The sequence below is a fragment of the Blattabacterium cuenoti genome, assembly GCF_014252295.1.
GTDB lineage: Bacteria > Bacteroidota > Bacteroidia > Flavobacteriales > Blattabacteriaceae > Blattabacterium > Blattabacterium cuenoti_V.
On record NZ_CP059215.1, the window covers coordinates 1 to 22,700 of the forward strand.

17 protein-coding genes and 1 other RNA gene are annotated in these 22,700 nt (G+C 25.3%); 9 read left to right on the forward strand and 9 right to left on the reverse strand.

All coding sequences use genetic code 11. From position 1 onward, the window contains the following. The 3 genes from nusA to aspS are packed head-to-tail and all read left to right on the forward strand — an operon-like array spanning window position 1 to window position 5,622. Window positions 1-1,254, forward strand: coding sequence for a transcription termination factor NusA (gene nusA / locus H0H40_RS00005; RefSeq protein ID WP_185869036.1), 1,254 nt, complete (start codon window positions 1-3; stop codon window positions 1,252-1,254). 40 nt (window positions 1,255-1,294) lie between these two features. Then, a complete protein-coding gene (gene infB / locus H0H40_RS00010; RefSeq protein WP_185869037.1) occupies window positions 1,295-3,913 on the forward strand; it encodes a translation initiation factor IF-2 in 2,619 nt (872 codons plus the stop codon). Beyond that, window positions 3,913-5,622: an aspartate--tRNA ligase gene (gene aspS, locus H0H40_RS00015; RefSeq protein WP_185869038.1), complete on the forward strand. Its 1,710-nt coding sequence runs from the start codon at window positions 3,913-3,915 to the stop codon at window positions 5,620-5,622. The genes infB and aspS overlap by 1 nt, the downstream gene beginning before the upstream one ends. Here the strand turns inward: aspS and H0H40_RS00020 are convergent. Both H0H40_RS00020 and H0H40_RS00025 read right to left on the reverse strand, forming a co-directional pair. Next, window positions 5,608-6,105 (reverse strand): inorganic diphosphatase, encoded by a 498-nt coding sequence (locus H0H40_RS00020; RefSeq protein ID WP_317167207.1) that lies wholly within the window; start codon window positions 6,103-6,105, stop codon window positions 5,608-5,610. The two genes, aspS and H0H40_RS00020, sit on opposite strands and share 15 nt — an antisense overlap. A gap of 16 nt (window positions 6,106-6,121) precedes the next feature. Continuing rightward, window positions 6,122-7,342, reverse strand: a complete 1,221-nt coding sequence (locus H0H40_RS00025; RefSeq protein ID WP_185869039.1) for a dihydrolipoamide acetyltransferase family protein — start codon at window positions 7,340-7,342, stop codon at window positions 6,122-6,124. A 102-nt stretch (window positions 7,343-7,444) separates the two neighbouring features. Between H0H40_RS00025 and H0H40_RS00030 the strand changes: the two genes are divergently transcribed. Beyond that, on the forward strand, window positions 7,445-8,983 hold the full coding sequence (locus H0H40_RS00030) for an NAD(P)H-hydrate dehydratase (RefSeq protein WP_185869040.1): 1,539 nt from the start codon (window positions 7,445-7,447) through the stop codon (window positions 8,981-8,983). On the opposite strand, the gene lnt is transcribed toward H0H40_RS00030, so the two are convergent. The 7 genes from lnt to H0H40_RS00065 all read right to left on the reverse strand — a co-directional run bounded on the left by lnt (window position 8,965) and on the right by H0H40_RS00065 (window position 16,550). Beyond that, window positions 8,965-10,548 (reverse strand): apolipoprotein N-acyltransferase, encoded by a 1,584-nt coding sequence (gene lnt / locus H0H40_RS00035; RefSeq protein ID WP_238785684.1) that lies wholly within the window; start codon window positions 10,546-10,548, stop codon window positions 8,965-8,967. The genes H0H40_RS00030 and lnt overlap by 19 nt on opposite strands. A gap of 70 nt (window positions 10,549-10,618) precedes the next feature. Further along, window positions 10,619-11,024, reverse strand: a transfer-messenger RNA (tmRNA) gene (gene ssrA, locus H0H40_RS00040). 4 nt (window positions 11,025-11,028) lie between these two features. After that, window positions 11,029-12,261 (reverse strand): rod shape-determining protein RodA, encoded by a 1,233-nt coding sequence (gene rodA, locus H0H40_RS00045; protein ID WP_185869041.1) that lies wholly within the window; start codon window positions 12,259-12,261, stop codon window positions 11,029-11,031. Continuing rightward, window positions 12,245-14,155 carry a penicillin-binding protein 2 gene (gene mrdA / locus H0H40_RS00050; protein WP_185869042.1) on the reverse strand — a complete coding sequence of 637 codons (1,911 nt, stop codon included), beginning with the start codon at window positions 14,153-14,155 and terminating at the stop codon, window positions 12,245-12,247. The genes rodA and mrdA overlap by 17 nt, the downstream gene beginning before the upstream one ends. A 3-nt stretch (window positions 14,156-14,158) precedes the next feature. Beyond that, window positions 14,159-14,662, reverse strand: a complete 504-nt coding sequence (locus H0H40_RS00055; protein ID WP_185869044.1) for a hypothetical protein — start codon at window positions 14,660-14,662, stop codon at window positions 14,159-14,161. Next, entirely contained in the window at window positions 14,662-15,495 is an 834-nt protein-coding gene (mreC, locus tag H0H40_RS00060; protein WP_185869045.1) for a rod shape-determining protein MreC, read from the reverse strand. The genes H0H40_RS00055 and mreC overlap by 1 nt, the downstream gene beginning before the upstream one ends. Before the next feature lie 14 nt (window positions 15,496-15,509). Continuing rightward, entirely contained in the window at window positions 15,510-16,550 is a 1,041-nt protein-coding gene (locus H0H40_RS00065; RefSeq protein WP_185869046.1) for a rod shape-determining protein, read from the reverse strand. An 89-nt stretch (window positions 16,551-16,639) separates the two neighbouring features. Here H0H40_RS00065 and folK point away from each other — a divergent pair, with 89 nt between their 5' ends. From folK to H0H40_RS00090, 5 genes are all read left to right on the forward strand, one after another. After that, the gene (gene folK, locus H0H40_RS00070; protein ID WP_185869047.1) at window positions 16,640-17,149 is read left to right on the forward strand and encodes a 2-amino-4-hydroxy-6-hydroxymethyldihydropteridine diphosphokinase; all 510 of its coding nucleotides are present in this window, start codon (window positions 16,640-16,642) and stop codon (window positions 17,147-17,149) included. 72 nt (window positions 17,150-17,221) lie between these two features. After that, complete coding sequence (locus tag H0H40_RS00075) at window positions 17,222-19,402, forward strand: putative LPS assembly protein LptD (protein ID WP_185869048.1); 2,181 nt, start codon at window positions 17,222-17,224, stop codon at window positions 19,400-19,402. A gap of 12 nt (window positions 19,403-19,414) precedes the next feature. Then, window positions 19,415-19,798: a Rid family detoxifying hydrolase gene (locus H0H40_RS00080; RefSeq protein ID WP_185869049.1), complete on the forward strand. Its 384-nt coding sequence runs from the start codon at window positions 19,415-19,417 to the stop codon at window positions 19,796-19,798. A gap of 66 nt (window positions 19,799-19,864) precedes the next feature. After that, window positions 19,865-21,505: an OstA-like protein gene (locus tag H0H40_RS00085; protein ID WP_238785685.1), complete on the forward strand. Its 1,641-nt coding sequence runs from the start codon at window positions 19,865-19,867 to the stop codon at window positions 21,503-21,505. Further along, window positions 21,502-22,698, forward strand: a complete 1,197-nt coding sequence (locus tag H0H40_RS00090) for an aspartate aminotransferase family protein (RefSeq protein ID WP_185869051.1) — start codon at window positions 21,502-21,504, stop codon at window positions 22,696-22,698. The genes H0H40_RS00085 and H0H40_RS00090 overlap by 4 nt, the downstream gene beginning before the upstream one ends. Window positions 22,699-22,700 lie beyond the last annotated feature (2 nt).

Here is a 22,700-nt window from a genome sequence, read left to right on the forward strand (position 1 = left end):
ATGGATAATGAAGCTTTAATAGATTCTTTTTCAGATTTTAAATATGAAAAAAATATAGATAGAGTAAGTCTAATGGCTATATTAGAAGAATCGATTCGATGTGTTTTAAGAAAAAAATACGATTCATCTAAAAATTACGATATTATTGTGAATCCAGACCAAGGAGATTTAGAAATATGGAGGAATCGCATAGTAGTGGAAGATGGAAAAGTTAAAGATATAAACAAAGAAATTGAACTATCTACAGCACGTAAAATAGAACCTGATTTTGAAATAGGAGAAGAAGTCACAGAAAAAGTAGAATTGCAATCTTTAGGACGGAGATCTATTTTATCTCTAAGACAAAATTTACTTTCAAAAATCAATGAATATGATAATACAAATACTTATAAAAAATTCAAAAATAAAATAGGAGAAATTATTAATGTTGAAGTTTATCATATTTTATCTAAACAAATTATTATGAGAGATGAAGAACAAAATGAAATGGTTTTACCCAAACAAGAACAAATACCAAGTGATTTTTTTAGGAAAGGAGATCCAGTAAGAGCATTGGTTAAACGAGTAGATTGGAAAGACAACAAACCTTTTGCTATTCTTACTAGAAAAGATGAATCTTTTTTGGAAGAACTTTTCAAGTTAGAAATACCAGAAGTATCTGATGGTTTAATTACAGTTAAAAAAGTAGCACGTATTCCAGGTGAAAAAGCTAAAGTTGCTGTAGAATCTTATGACGATCGTATAGATCCAGTAGGGGCTTGTGTAGGAATGAAAGGTTCTAGAATTCATCCTATTGTTAGAGAGCTGAAGAATGAAAATATAGATGTTATAAATTATACTTCTAATACACAATTATATATTACAAGATCCCTAAGTCCTGCTAAAATTTCTATGATGGAAGTAAATGAAGAACATAAATATGTAAACGTATATGTAAATCTTGAAGAAATATCAAAAGCAATAGGAAAAGGGGGACAAAATATAAGATTAGCAAGTCAATTAACTGGATACAAAATCCATATATTTAGAGATTTTCCTTATGAAGATGATGTGGAATTAACAGAATTTTCTGATGAAATAGAAGCAGAAGTTTTAGAAAAATTTCATAAAGTAGGTTTAAACACTGCAAAATCTGTTCTAAATTATAGAAAAAATGATTTAGGAAAACGAACCAATCTTGAAGAAGAAATAATAAATAAAGTAGTTTCTATATTGAAAAAAGAGTTTGAGGAAGAATTAAATATTAATACATAAAATTTTTATTTTTTACTCTGTACACATTTTAAATTTAAATATGGCTGATAAAATCAGATTAAAAACAATATTAACTCAATTCAACATTTCTTTACAAAGAGTAGTAAGTTTTTTACAAAAAAAGGGAATTGAAATAGAACATAATCCTAATGCAAAAATAAAAGATCAGGTATACAAATTTATTGTGCAAGAATTTCAAAATTGTAAAGAAATACGAGATAAATCTGAAAAAATATTTTTACAAAAGAGGATTGAAAAAGAAAAAATAAAAGAAGAATTATTAAAATCAAAAAATATTAATTCTTTGCAAGATACTCAAAATAAAATTGTAAGTATACAATCGGAAAATTTAATTGAATTTAAAAAAATAGAGAAAATAGGAAAAACAAATATTGATAAAAAAAAATATGACGTTACAGAAGAAAAAAAAAATAATTTGCATAAGAAAAAGAAAGTAGAAAATAAATTTAAGGACAACAAACCTGAACACATCGATACTATCTATCAAAAATTAGATGGAGTCATGTTAACAGGAGATAGAATTGATTTATCTCAATTTGAGAAAAAAAAAATAAAACAAGAAATCAAAAAAAAACGAAAAAGAATTAAAAAAGAAATTTTTATTGATGATATAAAAAATATTGTTAGAAAAAAACAGGATAAAGAAAAAAAACTTTTTTTTAAACATTCTTCTGAAAAAAGAAGAGATAAACATAAAAATAAAAAAAATTCTCAAAAATCAGGAATTTCTGACGAACAAATAGAAAAACAAATTAAAGAAACTTTGGAAAAGTTATCGTCTAAAGGAATAAAATCAAAATCGTCAAAAATTAGAAAAGAGAAACGTCAACACAAAAAAGAAAAAAAACTTTTAAAAAATGAAAGAGAGAATGAAAAACAAGAAAAAATATTAAAAGTAGCTGAATTTACAACGGTTAACGAATTAGCATCTATGATGGAAGTGAATGCAACTGATGTTATTGTATCTTGTATGTCTTTGGGAATAATGGTTACTATGAATCAAAGATTAGATGCGGAAATACTAACTTTAGTAGCAGATGAATTTGGGTACAATGTAGAATTTGTGGGATTAGATTTAGAAGAAGCTATTCAAGATGATAAAGACTTAGAAGAAAATTTAAAACCAAGGTCTCCTATTATAACTGTTATGGGACACGTGGATCATGGAAAAACATCTTTATTAGATTATGTTAGAAATACTAACGTAATTGCTGGGGAAGCTGGTGGAATTACTCAACATATAGCTGCATATAGTGTTGAATGTCATGAAAATAAAAGCATTACATTTTTAGATACTCCAGGTCATGAGGCATTTACCGCTATGCGTGCGAGAGGTGCTCAAATAACAGATATTGCTATCATAGTTATTGCAGCTGATGATCAAGTAATGCCACAAACTAAAGAAGCTATCAGTCATGCCCAAGCAGCGAATGTCCCCATTGTCTTTGTATTTAATAAAATGGATAAATCTAATGCGAATTCTGATAAAATTAGAGAACAATTAGCAAATTTAAATTTTTTAGTAGAAGAATGGGGGGGGAAATATCCTTCTCAAGAAATATCAGCTAAATTAGGGACAGGAATAGATAAATTGTTAAAAAAAGTCCTTTTAGTAGCTGAATTACTAGATTTAAAGGCTAATCCCAATAAACCTGCAATAGGAACAGTAATTGAGGCTTCTTTAGATAAAGGAAGAGGTTATGTTACAACTTTACTTTTACAGGGAGGAACATTAAAAGTTGGAGATTATGTTCTTGCAGGAAGTCATCATGGAAAAGTAAAAAATATTTTGGATGAAAGAGGTAAATCCATACATTTTGCAGGACCATCCAAACCTATTACTATATTAGGATTAAACGGAGCTCCTACTGCTGGAGATAAATTTAAAGTTTTTCAAGATGAAAAAGAAGCAAAACAACTTGCTTCTAGAAGAGAGCAATTACAAAGAGAACAAAATATACGAGCTCAAAAGCATCTTACATTAGATGAAATAGGAAGACGTATTGCTTTAGGAGATTTTAAAGAATTGAAAATAATTCTTAAAGGTGATGTCGATGGTTCAGTAGAGGCTATTGCCGATTCACTTCAGAAATTATCTACGAATACTATCATGGTTAATATTATTTATAAAGGAATTGGACAAATAACAGAATCTGATGTATTATTAGCAAGCGCTTCAGACGCAATTATAATAGGATTTAATGTAAGACCTAATATTGGTTCTAAAACCATAGCAAAAAAAGAAAATATAGAAATACGAACTTATTCAATCATATATGATGTCACTAATGACATTCAAGAAGCTATGGATGGTATGCTTTCTCCGGAAATAAGAGAAAAAATATTAGGAAATGCTGAAATTAGAGAAATTTTTAAAATTCCAAAAATAGGAACTATAGCTGGGTGTATGGTTATAGAAGGAAAATTATTACGTCACGCAAAAGTGAGATTAATTCGAGAAGGTATTGTTATACATAATGGAGAATTTAATTCTCTAAAACGTTTTAAGGAAGACGTGAAAGAAGTAACTAAAGGATATGAATGTGGTTTAGGAATGAAAAATTATCACAATATAAGATCAGGAGATATTGTAGAAGTTTATGAGGAATTGTCTACAGAAAAAAAGTTAAATAAATAATGTATAGAACACATAATTGTGGAGAATTGTGTAAAAAAGATGTTGGAAAAGAAGTTATATTATCTGGATGGATTCAAAAAAAGAGAAATTTAGGATCTCTATGTTTTATTGATATTAGAGATTATTTTGGAGTGACTCAACTTATTTTTTCTAAAAAAAAATTAATAGATAAAAATTTTCTTTTAGGAAAAGAATTTTTAATTAAGATTAAAGGAAAAGTAGTTGAAAGATCATCTGTAAACTCAATTATTCCTACAGGAGAAATAGAAATTTTAGTGAAAGAGATAGAAATATTGAATTCTTCTCCTATTACTCCTTTTACTATCGAAAATAAAACAGATGGAAATGAAGAAATTAGAATGATTTATAGATATCTTGATATAAGAAGAAATCCTATAAAAAAAAATTTGATTTCTCGTCATAATATTTCTTTAGAAACACGTAATTTCCTTTCTAAAAATGGATTTCTAGAAGTAGAGACTCCCATATTAATAAATCATACACCAGAAGGTGCTAGAAGCTTCGTCGTTCCATCTAGAATACACATGGGAAAATTTTATGCATTAGCACAATCTCCACAGCTATTTAAACAATTATTAATGATAGGTGGGATAGATAAATATTTTCAAATTACAAAATGTTTTAGAGATGAAGATGCTCGTTCTAATAGACAAATTGAGTTTTCACAAATAGATTGTGAAATGGCTTTTGTAGATGTAAATGATGTATTAATTTTTTTTGAAAGTTTTATAAAACATCTCTTTAAAAAGATAAAAAATATTCAATTGAAACCTTTTCCTTGCATCTCTTATTCTAATGCAATGAAAATGTACGGAACAGATAGTCCTGATACCCGTTTTGATATGTTATTTGTAGAATTAAATAATTTAGTTCAAAAAGAAAATATTTCTTTCTTAAAAGAACAAGAATTAGTAATAGGAATAAAAATTCCGAAATGTCATAATTATCATGATAAAATGAATTATTTGAAAAAAAAGATAAAAAATAAAAATATTTTTTGGATACAATACTCATACGATGAAACTTCATTTTCTTCTAATTCATATTTTATGAATAAAAAAATGATCAAAATTTTTATTAAATATTTTAAAGCTGTACCTGGTGATTTATTATTCATTTCTTATGGAAAGAAGAAAAAATCTAGAAAACAACTAGGAAAAATTCGTTTGGAAATAGCTGATTATCTCAATTTAAAAAATCCAAACGTTTTCAACCCTCTATGGGTTATAGATTTACCTCTTTTAAAATGGAATAAAGAATCTAAAAAATATAAATCAATGCATCATCCATTTACAAGTCCTAAAGAAGAAGATATTCATTTTTTAGAAAAAAATCCGGAGAATATTCGATCTAAATCTTACGATCTGATTATAAATGGGACAGAAATTGGAAGTGGGTCAATACGTATACATAATAAAAACATACAAAATTTGATTTTTAAATATTTAGGACTTTCTGAAAAAGAGATAGAATCTAAATTTGGATTTTTTATAAAAGCTCTTGAATATGGTACTCCTCCTCATGGTGGAATAGCTTTAGGATTAGATAGATTAATTAATATGATAGAGGGGGGAGATGATATCAAGAATTTTATTGCTTTTCCAAAAAATAATTATGGAAAAGATTTGATGATAAAAGCTCCATCTACTTTGGAAAAAAAACAACTGAAAGAATTACATTTTCGTTAAATTATTGGTATATCGTGAACAAGACTGTTTGTACACAAAAATTGCCTCTTCTTTATTTTTCCAATTTCCTATTTGGACTTTTTTATTTTCTAAATCTTTATACACTGAAAAAAAATGTTCTATTTCTTTTTTAGAATGTATAGAAATTTCATGAATACTATTTAATGTATTATAATTAGGATCATTAATAGGAACACAAATAATTTTTTCGTCTTCTCCTTTTTCATCTACCATAAAAAAAATACCAATAGGTTTTACTTTTATTAAGCATCCTGGAACCGTAGGTTCTGTCAAGAAAACCAACGCATCTAATGGATCTCCATCCATAGAAAGTGTTTTTGGTATAAAACCATAATCGGTCGGATAACTCATAGGAGAGTATAAAACTCTATCTAACCGAATAAGATTATTTTTTTTATCAAATTCATATTTATTTCTACTTCCTTTTGGAATTTCAATAAGTACATCGAAATTTATTTTCATATTTCCTTTTAAATTTTTATATTTTTGTATAACAATTAAACTTTTCCAAATATAAAGCAACTTTTTTAGCAAATCCTCCTCCTAAGACTCCATCGATCACACGATGATCATAAGAATGTGATAAATAAATTTTGTGTCTAATTCCTATTAAATCTCCTTCTGGTGTTTCTATAATTGATAATTTTTTTTGAATTAAACCTATAGCCATAATAGCAACCTGCGGTTGATGTATAATTGGAGTTCCAAAAACATTTCCAAAACTACCAATATTACTAATTGTATATGTTCCTCCTTGAGTTTCTTCAGGTTTCAATTGATTAGATTTAGCTCTTTTTATCAAATCATTAATAATTTTAATTAATCCCCCTAAACTATAAGAATCTGCGTTTTTTATAACAGGAACAATTAAATTACCATTAGGTAAAGCTGTCGCTAATCCTATATGAATATTTCTCTTTTTGATAATATTGTTCCCATCAACGGAAATATTAATCATAGGAAGATCTTTAATAGCTTTTACTACACATTCTACAAAAACAGACATTAGTGTTAATTTTTCTCCTGTATTTTTTTGAAAGGAATCTTTTATTTTTTCTCTCCATTTTACAACATTTGTGACATCTGCTTCAACAAAAGAAGTAACGTGAGCAGATATATTTTTGCTATTCATCATATTTTCTGCAATGATTCTACGCATTCTATCCATTTCTACAACCTCTTCATTATCTCTCATTAAATCCTTTTTTTTGTTCCATGTTTTACACGAAAAAAATATATTATTCCTTTCTTTAGAAAGAAGAATTTTATTTTTTTGAATATATTTTAATATATCTTTTTTAGTAACGCGACCTTTTTCTCCAGTCCCTTCTATTGTTTCTAATTCATAGAAACTAATACCTTCTTTATGAGCAATAGTACGAACAAGAGGAGAATAAAAACGATTTTTATTTTCTTTTGTAGTTTTACCTTCTATTGTGGAAAATTTTTTTAATTTTTCTACCGTTTCTAAAATCGCTATCGAACTTCCTATCTTAGCTACCTCATTAGGATAAAATAATTTCTTTTTTAATATACCATTGACCGGAGAAGAAATTTCAGAGTCTACTTTATCTGTAGCAATTTCTACCAAAATATCTTCTTTTTTCACAAAATCACCCTCTTCTTTTAACCAACGAATGATCGAAGCCTCTGCTACACTTTCACCCATGGCTGGAAGGATCAAATTATACTCTGGCATATAAATTAATCGTTTTATATTTGCAGATACTAATCAGATTTTTCAATCTAAAAATAAAAAATTTACAAAATCAAACCAAAAATAATAAATTCATTTTAAAAAATGAAAATTCTTTCTTTAAATCAAATCAGAAAATTTGATCAATATTGTATTGATTACGAATCAATTTCTTCTATTAATCTAATGGAAAGAGCAGCTAAAAGCTGTTTTAATTGGATTATCAACAAGAAATGTTTTCAAATTAACAAAATTCCATTTATAGTATTGTCAGGAAACGGGAATAATGGAGGAGATGGACTTCTTTTAGCTAAAATGTTATATTTATACGGTGCAAAAGTTTCCATATATATAGTGAATATTTCCAATCATTTTTCAACTGAATTTTTAATTTGTAAAGATAAATTATTAAAAGATGGGATTCCTTTGAAAATCCTTCTTGAAGGAGAAAAATTTCCACTGTTGGATAATAATAGTTATTTAATCGATGCTATTTTTGGTATAGGATTTAATCGTCTTATAAGTCAATACTGGAAATCTTTTTTTCATTATATAAATGAAAAAAAATTTCAATATGTATTATCTATAGATATACCTTCTGGTCTTTTTATGGAAAAAAGTCATGAAGATTTTACAGGAATAATTAAAGCAACTCATACTCTAACTTTTCAAACTCCAAAACTACCTTTTCTTTTACCAAATTACGAAAATTATGTTGGAAAATGGAACATATTGGATATTGGATGTAAAAATGATTTTTTTCAAAAAATTCACACTAAAAATTTTTTTATAGATAATCAGTGCATTTATTCTATATACAAAAAAAAAAGGAGGAAAAAATTTTCCCATAAAGGAAATTATGGGCATGGAATTCTTATAGGAGGAAATTATGGAATGATAGGATCTATTGTACTTTCCGCAAAAGCTAGTTTAAGAACAGGAATAGGTAAACTAAGTGTATATGTTCCTTATTGTGGATATGAAATTATTCAGAATTCTATTTCAGAAGTAATTGTAAAAACAGATCAAAAAAAAGATTGGATAAGTGATATTATTATACCAATCAATATTGGTATAAATGCCATAGGAATAGGTATGGGTATGGGAGAAAATTATAAAACAGAACATGCTTTAGCATCTTTTCTATTAAAAAAAAAGCATAAAAATCTACCTATGGTAATAGATGCAGATGCTTTAAACATATTATCAAATAGATTAGAATTATTGAATACTCTTCCAAAGAATACTATTATTACTCCACATCCAAAAGAGTTTAATAAATTATTTGGATACTGGAAAAATGATTACCAAAAATTGGATCTTTTAAAAGAAATGTCCGCAGTATATAAAATTTTTATTGTATTAAAAGGTGCTCATTCAATTATTTCTACTCCCTATGGAGAACTATATTTTAATAGTACGGGAAATCCAGGAATGGCAACAGCAGGAAGTGGAGATGTTTTAACTGGAATGATAATGAGTTTATTATCTCAAGGATATTCTCCTAAGGAATCATGTATAATGGGTGTTTATTTGCATGGATTAGCAGGAGATATTGCTTTAAAAAAATCAAGCGAAGAATCAATTATTTCTAGCGATATTATTAATAACATAGGAAAAGCTTATCAGAATATAGAAATGTAAAATAAATAGAATAGAATTATTATTATTACTGATAAACTTATTTTATAAATAAAATCTCCATGTTTTATATAAAACGTTTTTTTGTTGTTTACGTATATTCTATTATAGAGTATTCCTTCCTTTCCATAAGGAATATGTGATATTATTTCTCCTTTATCATTGATAAAACAAGAAATTCCTGTATTAGCAGATCTAGCTATATATTTTCTATTCTCAATAGCTCTTATACGTGCATAATGCATATGTTGTTTATGACCATCTGAGTTTCCCCACCATCCATCATTAGTAATGATAATCATTAATTCTGCATTTTTTTTCTTAAAAAAATTAGAAACATATTCTCCGAACACAGATTCATAACAAATAATAGGCGCTATTTTCACTTTTAAATGAGGATGATGAAAAATTGAAGGATAATTTTCTTTACCAAGCTCTATTACGGTTCCTCCAAAATTGAGTAATGTATTGCCTAATATAGGACCAAAAATTTTTTTATAAGGAAAAATTTCTACTGCTGGAACTAATTTTGATTTATGATGATATTCTATATTGTCATTTTCTTTTATTCCTATTTGAATAACTGAATTAAAAGTATCTATCCATTGTATATTTTTTGATTTTCCTATGAAAATAGGAACAGATGTTTTGCTTTTTTTTTCTTTATGCAAAGAAAATAATTCTACGCCAGTTATAAATACTGCATTTGGATATTTATTTATTAAATAATTTCTAAATACAGAAACAATTTTATTATTTTTTATATTTTTTATTGAAATTTTATTTCCATTTCCATGAAATGTAGTTTCAGGAGATAAAATCATCATAGATTTTGTAGATATTTTTTGATTCATTAATTTTTTCAATTTCAAAATTAGGTTTTTTTTTGAAATATGATATTTTTGATAATATGGATCGATATTTGGTTGTAAAATTAATGTATCTACAAATTTTCCATATTTTTTTTCTTCATATTTAATATATATTAAATTAGATATAAAAATCATTAAAAAAATTTTACCTATATTGAATACAATTTTTAAATATAAAGAAGAAATATTTCTGTTTTTTTCATATTTAAGAATTGATTCTGTTAATCCTATATTAACTATCCATATCCATACAGATCCTCCTAAAGTTCCAGTATATTCATACCATTGGATCCATTTTATATGATTAGAAAAGCCATTTCCTAGGTTTAACCATGGCCAAGATAATTCCCATTCCAAATGAATTTTTTCAAACAAAATCCATAAACAAACTAAAAATGCGTATCCTATCTTTTTACTTTTTACATATTTTTTTATCCATGAAAAAAAAGTAAAAACAATTGACATAAAAAAAGAATTTAGTAATACAGGAGCTAAATATGCTTCTACTGCAAAAGAACCGTTTATTCTTTTTGAATAAGATAACCACCATGTAGAAGTAGCATTCCATATTAAAAAAGTAATAAAAGAGAGAAAAAAAATATAAAAATTCCTCAAGGAATTTTCTACATACAACAATGGAATAAAAGCAATAAATAAATAGATAGGATTACCATTAGTAGGCCATCCTAAACTCAATAGAATTCCTGAAAGAATGCTGTATAAAAAAAATTGAATCCTTTTTATATTACATAAAATTTTTGAAAAGGGATGGAGCTGGCGGGATTTGAACCCGCGTCCAAACAAGTAGTATAAAGATTTTCTACATACTTATCCAAAAAGTAAGTTTTCCGTATTTATTCAAGTTTTGGATCTAAAATAAAAACTAAGATTCAAAAATGTTTTTCAGAAAACTTAAGAATCATCTGTTTTCTTATCCTTAAAGAAATTTTGTACCTCTATATCAGAAATTATAAGGAACAATTTCTGAGAGATATTTTGCTTCTGCATTATTTTCGCAGATTAAGCTATAACATTAAAACATTAAGCAGCAAAAGCGTATTGTTGTTCGCCATTTATTTTTTTTGTAAAGCTTGATTTACGTGTAAGACTTTACGTAACACGGTATGCTTATTTTTATAACTAACCTTGCTGTCAAATCCAAAATCAGCCCCTTATTTATATAAAGTTAGTCTGATCTGATGCATCCATTCTGACAAATATAAATAATAAAATAGTAAAAGACCAAAGAGAAGACCCTCCATAACTGAAAAAAGGTAAAACAATTCCTATTGTAGGGAAAATACCCATTACCATACCTAAATTGATGACAAAATGAGTTAGAATAATATTTCCAACTGAATAACCAAAAACTCTTCCAAAAACATCTTTTTGTCTTTCAGACAAGAAATATATACGACTAATAAAGAATAAATAAAATGCAATAAAAATAATACTTCCTATAAACCCCCATTCTTCTCCTACAGTACAAAAAATATAATCAGTATGTTGTTCAGGAACAAATTTACCTTTTGTAACAGTTCCTTTTTGATATCCTTTTCCAAAAAATCTTCCAGAACCAATAGCTGTTTTCGAGTATAATAAGTTATATCCTACATTCTCTCTATATTTTTTGTCAAATTCATTTTGAAATAGAATATTAATTCTATCCCTATGATGTTTTTTCAAAAATTTTTGAGAGAGAAATGAAGAAAAAATAGAAATAGAAGAAAAAATAAAAAATAAAAATATGTAAAAAAATAAATCAACGAATGATATATTTTTTCTCTTTTTTTTCAAGAAAAAAATAAAAAATATAAATAAAAATAAAACTATTATCCACGGAGGTATATTTAAGGAAAGAACAAATAAAACAATAGAAAATAAAAAATAAAGTATGAAATAAATAGATAATCCTTCTCTATATAAAGTTAAAAGAAAAGAGAAAAAAACTATAGAAGAACCTGGATCTGGTTGAAAAAAAATTAAAGTAGCCGGCAATATAAATATAACACACGAATAAAATAACATCTTATTATTATATTGACTCATTAAATATGCTATCATTAAAGATGTAGATATCTTAGATAATTCAGAAGGCTGAAAACTAATAGGGCCAAAAACATACCAGGATTTTGATCCATTTACATTCTTTCCAAAAAAAAATACTCCAATCAAAAGAAGTAACGTAATCAAAAAGAAAAAAGGTGTAAAATATTTATAGTGAACAGGTCTAAATAAGAAAACAAAAAATATGAAAAAAAAACTTAATAAAATCCATACTACTTGTTTGTCTGCTTTTTCAGAAGAAACTGAATACAAATTTATATATCCAAAAAAAATTATGAAAATATAAATTGTCACTATTCCCCAGTCTATGTTTCTTAATAATATTTTATTTCTTTTTATCAAAAGAATTTTTTCTATAAAAACTATTTAATCTTTTCATTTTTGCTATAGTATTATACACTTTTTGCAATCCTGAAGTCATAACTTTTTTTTCCAAATTTTTTCTATATACATTATTATTTATATACTTTTCTGCGATAAGAGTAGCAATAGGACCTGCCCAACGAGATCCAAACCCTCCATTTTCTATAACAACGGAAATAGCAATTTTAGGATCCTCCACAGGAGCAAATAATATAAAAATAGAATGATCAGGTAAAGCAATTGTTTTTTTACGATTACTAATTTTAAGAAAATTTTGAGCTGTTCCTGTTTTTCCTGCCATTCTAATATCATATGATCTAAAATTCTTTCCTGTCCCAATTATAAAAACTTTTTCCATTCCATTAATAATTAAATCAAAATATTTACTTTTTACTTTAGTATATTTAGCCTTAGTATAGTTTGGATCACATATAGGACGATGATTTATATTTTTTACAATATGTGGTGTATAAAAAAAACCTTTATTTGCTATGGCACAAACCATATTTGCTAACTGCATAGGAGTTACATTGATTTCTCCTTGTCCTATACTATTGGAAATAATAGTAATGGCATTCCATTTTGTAATTCCATATTTTTTATTATAATAATCGCCTGAAGGAATAATCCCTTTTTCTCCTGTAGCCAAATCATTGTATAAATAATTTCCGAATCCAAAACTTTTTACAATATCACTCCATTCATTAACTCCTTTTGTTAAATTTTTAGGATATTTTTCAATAACACGTTTATAAACCTGTGCAAAATAATTATTGCAAGAAACAGCAACAGCCGTTTCTACTCCTATAGGGTATCCATGAACTCCAGAATGGCATTGAATTCTTTTCTTTCCATATTTAAATCCTTTATAACATATAAAAGTTGTTTTCGTATCCACAACTCCCATTTGAAGAGCAGCTAATTCCGTTAGTAATTTGAATGGAGAAGCCGGAGGATAACGAGCTTGTGTTGTCCTATCAAATAAAGGATTATCTATGGTATTTCTCATCAATTTTTTTAATTCTTTAGAACGATTTATTCCTACAAATAAATTAGGATTGTTAATAGGACTAGATACTAATGATAAAATTTCTCCATTTTTAGGATTTATAGCAACAATTCCTCCTTTTTTCTGATACATAAGTTGTTCTGCATATTTTTGTAAATTCCAATCTAGAGTTAAGGAAATATCACTTCCACTAACTGCTTTTACATCATTTTTTTTATTATTATAATTTCCTATTATACATCCTATTCTATCTTTTAACCAATATTTTACACCTTTTTTACCCCTTAGTGTTTTTTCATAAGATTTTTCAACTCCAGATAATCCTATAAAGTCTCCCATTTGATAATAATTAGATTCTTTTTGAATATTCTTTTGAGTAACTTCTCCTATATATCCAAAAACATTAGCAGAACTTTCCACTTTATAATCTCTAAGAGATCGTTTTGTCCAATCGAATCCTTTGTATTTATATAGCTTTTCTTGGATGAAAGCAAACTTCTCTTTTGAAATAAAAGGAAGAAAAACAGATGGTAAAAATTTAGAAAAAGATTTTGCTTTTTCTAAATTTTTAGAAAAAGTTTTTTTTTCAATTCCAACAAGATTACAAAATTCTATAATATTAAAATGTTCATCTATAAGAATAGGAATAACTATTAATTCATAAATAGATTGATTAAAAACCAATAAATTATCATTTCTATCGAAAATAGAACCTCTCTCAGGAATAATTATTTCTTGTTTAATGGAAGTATTAAAAGCATTCAAAATATACTTTTCCGTATATATCTGTATAAAAAATAATCTAATTGTAAAAACCAAACCTATGAAACCTAATAAAATATAAAATTTATATAATTTTTTCAATGTTTAATTTTTTTTGAAAAAAAAATATATAATACATAAAATAGTTGTAAAAATACTGCTGAATGTTGTTCTCAATAAAATAATTTGACTAAAAGTAGTTTCTTTCAATATTTCTAATATCAATAAAGATAAATGATGCGTGAAAATTAATGAAAATATATAAAGAGTTGTTCTAAAAAAAGGTAACTCATAAATAGAAAAATCATTTCGATTTATAAAACTCTTTCCATCAAAAAACTTTAGAAAAGGAATTCTTAAAAAAGCAGATAAAGTAGTAGAAAATGCGTGGATTCCTCCAGAGTTCATACAATGATCTATAATCCATCCAATCAAAAAAGAGAAAAATAAGAATAAAAATTTATTCTTATTGTATGGATATACAAATATAAATAGTACATATATATAAGAATAGTATCCTAAAAATAATGGATTTAATATTGATATTTGAATTAAACAAAGAAGAGAAATAAAAAAAATAGAAACAATAAAATTTTTGATAAAATCCATTATTTATTTTCAACTTTATAAAATTGAATATTATTCCACTCTTTTTTAAATAAATTTTTTACAACATAGGCATTTTCTATAGTAGAAAAATTAGCCATCAATTTTACCTTTATAATATAATTAGCATGTTCTTCGTCTAATCTATAAGAATCCACCTTTCCAATTTCTATTCCTTCAGGAAAGGTAGATGATTTTCCATCTGTTTCTACTATATCTCCTTTATTTATTTCGGAATGTCTAGGAATATCATATAAAATAACATATTCATGATCTAATCCATCCCAACTTAAAGTTCCAAAATATCTATTTTTTTTCAATCTAGCATTTACTTTAATTTTTGGATTTAAAAGAGAAATAGCAATACTAAAATGTGAAGATGTTTTTATAATAATTCCTGCAATTCCATCAGATAATATAATGCCCATATCAGGTTTGATTCCATCAATATTTCCTTTATTTATAGTTATATAATTTTCCTGTTCATGAATACTATTATTTATAATTTTCACAGGAGTAAAAGTATACTGTTGTAAATAATCAATATTTTCTTTTTTAAAATCTTCAGATATTTTTTCTATTTTAGAAAATATGTGTTCGTTCCTCAATTTTCTATTTTCGTTTAATAATCTTTTATTTTCAATTTCTAATAAAAAATAATTTCGTAATTTATAAATAGTTTCATAAATATTTCCAATCATAAAATTGGATGATCCAGTATAAATATATTGATGAAGTTTTGAATTTGAAAAAGAAAGAAAGATAGCAAAACATTCTAGTAAAAAAAAGAAAATAAAAAAACGCCATTTCAAAATAAAATTAAAAAATTCACGCATAAGATTTATCTATCCTATTTCATTAAAAATGTAAATTTATTAATATTCTTTAACGCTACACCTGTTCCTTTTACTACAGCTCTTAAAGGATCGTCTACTAAAAAAACAGGAAGTCCAGTTTTATTGGATATTCGTTGATCTAAACCTCTTAAAAGGGATCCCCCACCAGCCATATATATTCCTGTTTTATAAATATCCGCTGCAAGTTCTGGTGGAGTTCTTGAAAGAGTTTCCATTACAGCATCCTCAATTCGTAAAATTGATTTATCGAGAGCAGGAATGGTTTCTTTATAAGAAAGATTCATTTCTTTTGGCTTTCCAGTAGATAAATCTCTTCCTTGTATATGAATATCCTCTGGAGGATTCTCAATAGAATCCATAACTGCTCCTATATCTATCTTTATTTTTTCTGCAGTCCTTTCTCCAATATATAAATTATATTTTGTACGAAGAAAATAAGCAATATCATTCGTAAAAACATCCCCAGCTATTTTTATAGATTTTTGACAAACTATTCCTCCTAAAGCTATAACTCCACATTCCGTAGTACCTCCTCCTATATCAATAATCATGTTTCCTTCTGCTTTTGTAACTGAAATTCCAGAACCTATGGCTGCAGCCATAGGTTCTTCAATAAGATAAACTTCTTTTGCATTAAGGTGTTGAGCTGAATCTTTTACAGCTCTTTTCTCTACTTCCGTTATACCGGATGGAATACAAATTACCATTGTTAATGATGGAGTAAAAAATTTACTATTTATTCCTGGTATTTTTTTGATAAATTCTCTTATCATAAGTTCAGCTACTTGATAATCAGCAATGACTCCATCTTTTAATGGTTTATATATTTTAATATTCTCATGTGTTTTTCCTTGCATTTGTTTCGCCTCCTCTCCTACTGCTAATACTTTTTTTGTTCTTATATCTATAGCTATTATTGAAGGTAAATCCACTATAACCTTATTGTTGTACATAATAAGTGTATTTGCTGTTCCTAAATCTATAGCTATCTCTTGAGTAAAGAGGTTCTTCATAAAATCTACTACTACTCCCATTAATATTTTTTTTATGAAAATGTTATCCTAATTTAAATAAAAATTACAGTTTTTCAGTATATTAAACATGTTATAATAAATTTTTTCTTTTGAAAGAACATCATGTTTTTTTGTTACAAGGTAGTAATAAAGAAAATCGTAAAGAATATTTAGATCAATCTTTAATTTTAATATCTCAAAAAATAGGAGAAATTATTAAGAAATCTTCATATTTTGAAAGTGAAGCATGGAAAATGAAAAATTCATCTTTTTTTTATAATAGAGCTTTATACGTAAAAACTTTTCAGTCCCCTATTAATATTTTAGAAAATATTTCGAATATAGAATTTCTTGTAGGAAGAAGAAAAAAACATACAGACATAGGAAAAAAGAAATACGAAAATAGAGAAATAGATATAGATATTTTATTTTATGATGATATGGTTATATTTAGTTCTATTTTGTCTATTCCACATCCTTTATTACACATGAGAAAATTTGTTTTAGAACCTATGTGTGAAATTAATCCGAATAAAAATCATCCTATATTTAATTTAACAATTATAGAAATATTGGGAGTATGCACTGATAATCTAAATATCAGAAAATTATCAAATTGAGTTTCTTTTCAAGCATAAAAAAAATAATTTGTGTGTATAAAAAAGTCTCTTTTTTTCATTTTTTTCGTTATCATGTTCTTTTTTTCTGATTCTATTTTTGTGAATGCAAACAACGAAAAAAAAGAAAATAAAGATTTTTTTGAAAAAAAAAATAATTCTGTATTTGAAAGTATTATAAAGTACAAATCTGATATACAGGAGTATAATATAAAAGATGGAAAATCTTATCTAAAAGGAGATGCATCTATAAAATATGATGATATAAAAATTCAGGCAGATTTTATTGAATTCAATTGGAAAAATGGAGATTTATACGCAATTCAGAAAGAAAAATGTGCTTTTTTACAAAAAAAAAATCAAAAATACTATTTTAATAATCTTCATATTAATTTAAAAAGTAAAAAAATAGAGGCGAAAGATTTTTTTATAAAAAGAATAAATTACATGATCACAGCAGATAGTATTGAAAAAAACGATCAAAATATGAGTTTAATGAAAAAAATTAGATATACATCAGATCCTTTTTTTTTAGAAAACAAAGATAATGATCCAGATTTTTATTTAAAAACAAATTTTTTAAAATATCATCATATTAAGAAATATATTTTTTCTGGTCCCGTTTTCTTTTATTTATATAAAGTACCAATGCCTATATTTTTACCTTTTCTATATTTACCTGTAAAAGAAAACAAATATGGAATAATATATCCAAAAATTGGAATTCAAAACAAAAAGGTTTATTTAGAAGATGTAGGATTATTTTTTCCAATTTTTAAATTTCTAAATTTCAGAATATTAAGTTCTATATACAATTCTGATAATTGGAGATTTAAAACAAGAATGGAATATAAATTGAAACATTCTTATAACGGATTTTTCGATATAAATTACAAATTTATATCGAAACAAAAATTGAATTATCAATTTCAATGGGAACATAATCAAGATTATAAATCAGATTACGATACAAATTTCAATGCAAAAATTAATTATAATAATATAGAAAAAAGCGATAATGAATTTCTTTCATATTTGAGTGTAAGAAAGAAATTTTCTAATTTTTTATTATTCATGGATGCTTATATGTTTCAGCAAAATAGTAACAATAATCAAGTAGGAACAAAATTTGTAATTCCTGAATTTATTTTTCATATGAAAAACATGCCATTTAGCAATAAAAAAAACTTTTTTTTACGTTTTCTAAGCATAGAAAATAAAATATCGATTTATAATTTTGTAGATTGTTTTCACAAATATAAAAAAGTGTCATTGAACACTGGATTTAATCAAAAAATGAGTATTTCCACTTATTTTTCTTTTTTCGATTCTTATTTGAAAATTTCACCTAAGATTCTTTATGATGAATTTTATACATGGGAATTTCATCAGTTTTCCGTTTTAAACTTTCGAGAGATAGATTTTTCAACAGATGTAATATCTATTCCATTCTATTTCAATAAAATTTTAGGAATAAAAAGAAATTCCATTTTTTTGAGTCATAAAATAGAACCTGTGTTATCTTTTTATATCAGATATTTTCCTGATACTTTTTATAATAAAAAAAATCATTCTGAGAAAAGAATGGATTTTATATTGAATAATGATTTTTATTTGAAAATAAAAAATGTATTTGATAAAAAACTAAAAATAATCAATAATTTTAGATCTTCATTTATAGTTAACAATAATTCTATGAAATGGGATAATTTTCATGTTGAAGGATATACAGATTGGATAGAAGGGTTAGGAGTGAAATATAAAGGGGGTATAAACTCCGTAAAAAAAAATGAGAATATGAATAAAACAACGTATTTTGATTTTTCTTTTTTTTGTAGTTATGAAACTAATTTAGCATCCGTAAAAAACGGATATAATAAAAAGAGAGGAAAAATTCGTTATGATTATTTTTTATTTGATAAAAATAATTATGCAAATTATCCTATCCCATTTAGTTTTAATATTGATTATCATTCTAGTTATGAAAATTATGTCAATCAAGAAAAATCATTTAAAACTTTTTTAAGTATAAGTGGATCTGTGAATATTACAAAATATTGGAAAATTAATATCAATACAAATTATGATTTATTGAAAAAAAAAATAATATTAGCAAATATTATTTTTTATAGAGATTTAAGAAGCTTTGAAATGAGTTTTAACTGGGTTCCTTTGGAAACTCCTTCTTGGAATTTTTTCATTGGTATAAAAGATCCATACCTAAGAAATATCATACAATATAATGAAAAAAACTAAATTAAAATTAATATGATCCTCAAGAAATTTTCAATAGAACAAATTCCATCTTATGGCCCATACAACACATGTGTACTTGTAGGTAATTTTTTATTTGTTTCTGGACAAATAGCAGTAGATCCAAAAACTGGAAAATTAATTTCCGATCTTATAGAAGTTGAAACAAGAAATATAATGGAAAATTTGAAAATTATTCTTTCAAAGAATGGAATAGGATTTCAAGATGTTATTAAAACTTCTATTTTCGTGAAAAATATGAATCATTTATCCAAGATAAATGATATATATTCTGATTTCTTTCATAAAGGAAATTATCCAGCTAGAGAAACTATCCAAGTTTCTGGATTACCAAAAAACGCAAATGTAGAAATATCTTTAATTGCATATAAAGATTAAATATTTACTATTTACGTTGATTTCATTGTGAAATATTCTTTTTTATTCTTTTTTTTTATTTCATTTTTGAATCAAATATATTCCGAAAATATACATTTGGTTCATGCTGATTTAATACAAAAAAATAATAACGATGATACTATTTTTTTAGTAGGAAACGTTTATTTTAAATATAAAAAATATCATCTTTTTTGTGATCAAGCAATCTATCATAAAAAAAATAATAGATTACATGGATACGGAAATGTTCAATTGAAACTAGAAAAAAATAAAATAGTTTCTCGAGAAATAGATATAAAAAATAATTTTTCTCATTTCAAATTTTCAGGAGAGGTTTCTTTGTTTATAAAACATATAAAATTAACAGCTGATACAATTAATTATGATTTAAGAAAAAAATTTCTTCAAGCTGTTAACAATGTTGTTTTTCTTTTCAATAAATTGAAGTTAAACACAAACATGTTAGAATATGATTTTATAAAAAATCAAATTTTTTATAAAAAAAATAGTATAATTCATTATGAATCCTATATCATACATAGTAAAGAAGGTTATTTTTTTCCTAATAAAGAGAAAGCAGAATTAAAAAATGGAATTAAATTAATTGGTGATAATTATACTGTATATGCAAATTTTTTAGAATATTTTTTAAAAGAAAAAAAAATAAATTTTGACCATTATGCTGTTATAGTACAAAATGATAAACCAGATAATTTTATCTTTTTTAAAAAATCGTTATTTTTTATACGAAAAAAAACATTTTTATTCGAAAAAAATATTCGAATTCATTATAATGAAAAGATTATAAAAGGAAAATATTTTTTTCTTGATCAAAAAAAAAAATATGGATTTATTAAAAATTTTTTATTGGAAGATTTTAAAAAAAAATATTTCTTAATAAGCGGATATGGAGAGTTTGATTTCAACAATTATTCTTTAATTTTAAAAGAAAATCCAAAAATAGTCAATGTCTCAAAAAAAGATTCTTTTCTTATTAATTCAAACATTTTAAAAATAAATTTAAAAAAAAATTCTGAATATTATCTTCAAGCTTTTTCTGTTAAAAGTTTCTTTTTGAATGAATCTATTCAAGGAAAATGTAATGTTTTGAATTATGAGTCATCACATGATTATATACAATTTAATGGAAATCCTATTTTTTGGTTTCAAAACAAACAAGTAACTGGTGAGTCTATTTATATCTATTTTTTGAAAAAAAAAGAATATTTTGTGAAATCCATAAAAATTATAAAAAATGCTTTTTATATAGAGAAAATAAATTCAAAAGAATTTAATCAAGTACAAGGAGATATTATTTCTGGTTTTTTTGATCAAGAAAATACTTTAGAAAAAATTTTAATTCAAGGAAATATTAAGAGCATTATTTTTCTTTCTGAAAATGAAATGAAAGAAAAAAGATTAATTAACAAATCTTCTTGTGGAATGTTATCTTTGTATTTAGATAAAGAAAAAAAAATCAATAATATTTTTTGTGTAAAAGAATCTTATTCAGAATTAATCCCTTTATCTAAAAAAACTCCAAATGATTTTCTTTTTCTTTCAAAATTCTCTTGGAGAGAGAAAGAAAAACCAGAAAAAAATAAAAACTTTTTTGTTTACAAAACAATAGAAAAATATAAAAAAGAAAATTCTTTTGAAGAAGAAAAAATAAAACAAATCATAAAAAACATAACTCAATTCTTATGAAAGAATTAGAAGAGGATTTTTTTCAATATCAAACTCAAATTAACCCTTCTCCTATGAAAATCGTAGTTGATTATGCTGATGGAAACTATATTTATGGAAAAAATGGTCTAAAATATTTAGACTTTGTAGCAGGGGTTTCCGTTAATGTATTGGGACATAGAAATAAAATGATAAGAGAATCCATAAAAAAACAAGTAGATAAATATCTACATACTATGGTATATGGAGAATTTATACAAAGTCCTTGTGTAAATCTTTGCAAGAAGATAGCTGAAAATACTCCTAGTCCATTGACCAGTACTTATTTGGTGAATTCTGGAACGGAAGCAGTAGAAGGTGCTTTGAAATTAGCTAAGTGTTATACTGGTAGGGAGGAAATTATTTCCTGTAAATGGGCATATCATGGTAGTACTCACGGATCTATGAGTATAATGGGAAATGAAAAAAATAAAAGACCTTTTAGACCTCTTATTCCTTTAGTTAAATTTATAAAATTTAATAATGTAGAAGAAATAACTTCTTCAATATCAGAAAAAACATCTTGTGTAGTTTTAGAAACTATTCAGTGTTCTAATGGAATTGTGCTTCCTGATAATTCTTTTTTAAGAAAAGTAAGAGAAGAATGTTATAAAAAAAAGGCTTTAATGATACTTGACGAAGTTCAAACTGGATTTGGAAGGACAGGAAAGCTTTTTGCTTTTGAACATTATGGGATAGTTCCTGATGTTTTAATAATGGGGAAAGGAATGGGAGGAGGGATGCCTATTAGTGGGTTCACTTCATCTGAAAAGATTATGAAAACTTTTTGTGATTCCTTTCCATTAGGACATTTAACTACTTTTGGAGGGAATGCTGTAGCGGCTTCTGCTTCTTTAGCTACTTTAGAACAACTAGTAAATTCTAATATAATGGGAAAAGTTCTTCTTAAAGAAGAACTTTTTAGAAAAAATTTAGTTCATGATGAAATAAAAAGTGTAAATGGAAAAGGACTGATTTTATCTTTTGAATTAAAAGACGAAAATTCAGTAGAAAAATTATTACAGAATTGTATTAATAAAGGATTGATTTTATTTCGTTTTTTATTTCATAGTCATTTTGTACGTATATCTCCTCCATTGACTATCACAGATAAAGAAATAGAAAAAGGATGTTCTATAATTATTGAAAGCTTAAATCAATTAAAAAAAAAATAATG

Coding starts and splice junctions, on each gene's coding strand:
- nusA (WP_185869036.1), top strand. CDS start 1: ATGGATAATGAAGCTTTAATAGATTCTTTTTCAGATTTTAAATATGAA.
- infB (WP_185869037.1), top strand. CDS start 1,295: ATGGCTGATAAAATCAGATTAAAAACAATATTAACTCAATTCAACATT.
- aspS (WP_185869038.1), top strand. CDS start 3,913: ATGTATAGAACACATAATTGTGGAGAATTGTGTAAAAAAGATGTTGGA.
- H0H40_RS00020 (WP_317167207.1), bottom strand. CDS start 6,105: ATGAAAATAAATTTCGATGTACTTATTGAAATTCCAAAAGGAAGTAGA.
- H0H40_RS00025 (WP_185869039.1), bottom strand. CDS start 7,342: ATGCCAGAGTATAATTTGATCCTTCCAGCCATGGGTGAAAGTGTAGCA.
- H0H40_RS00030 (WP_185869040.1), top strand. CDS start 7,445: ATGAAAATTCTTTCTTTAAATCAAATCAGAAAATTTGATCAATATTGT.
- H0H40_RS00055 (WP_185869044.1), bottom strand. CDS start 14,662: ATGGATTTTATCAAAAATTTTATTGTTTCTATTTTTTTTATTTCTCTT.
- mreC (WP_185869045.1), bottom strand. CDS start 15,495: ATGCGTGAATTTTTTAATTTTATTTTGAAATGGCGTTTTTTTATTTTC.
- H0H40_RS00065 (WP_185869046.1), bottom strand. CDS start 16,550: ATGGGAGTAGTAGTAGATTTTATGAAGAACCTCTTTACTCAAGAGATA.
- H0H40_RS00075 (WP_185869048.1), top strand. CDS start 17,222: ATGTTCTTTTTTTCTGATTCTATTTTTGTGAATGCAAACAACGAAAAA.
- H0H40_RS00080 (WP_185869049.1), top strand. CDS start 19,415: ATGATCCTCAAGAAATTTTCAATAGAACAAATTCCATCTTATGGCCCA.
- H0H40_RS00090 (WP_185869051.1), top strand. CDS start 21,502: ATGAAAGAATTAGAAGAGGATTTTTTTCAATATCAAACTCAAATTAAC.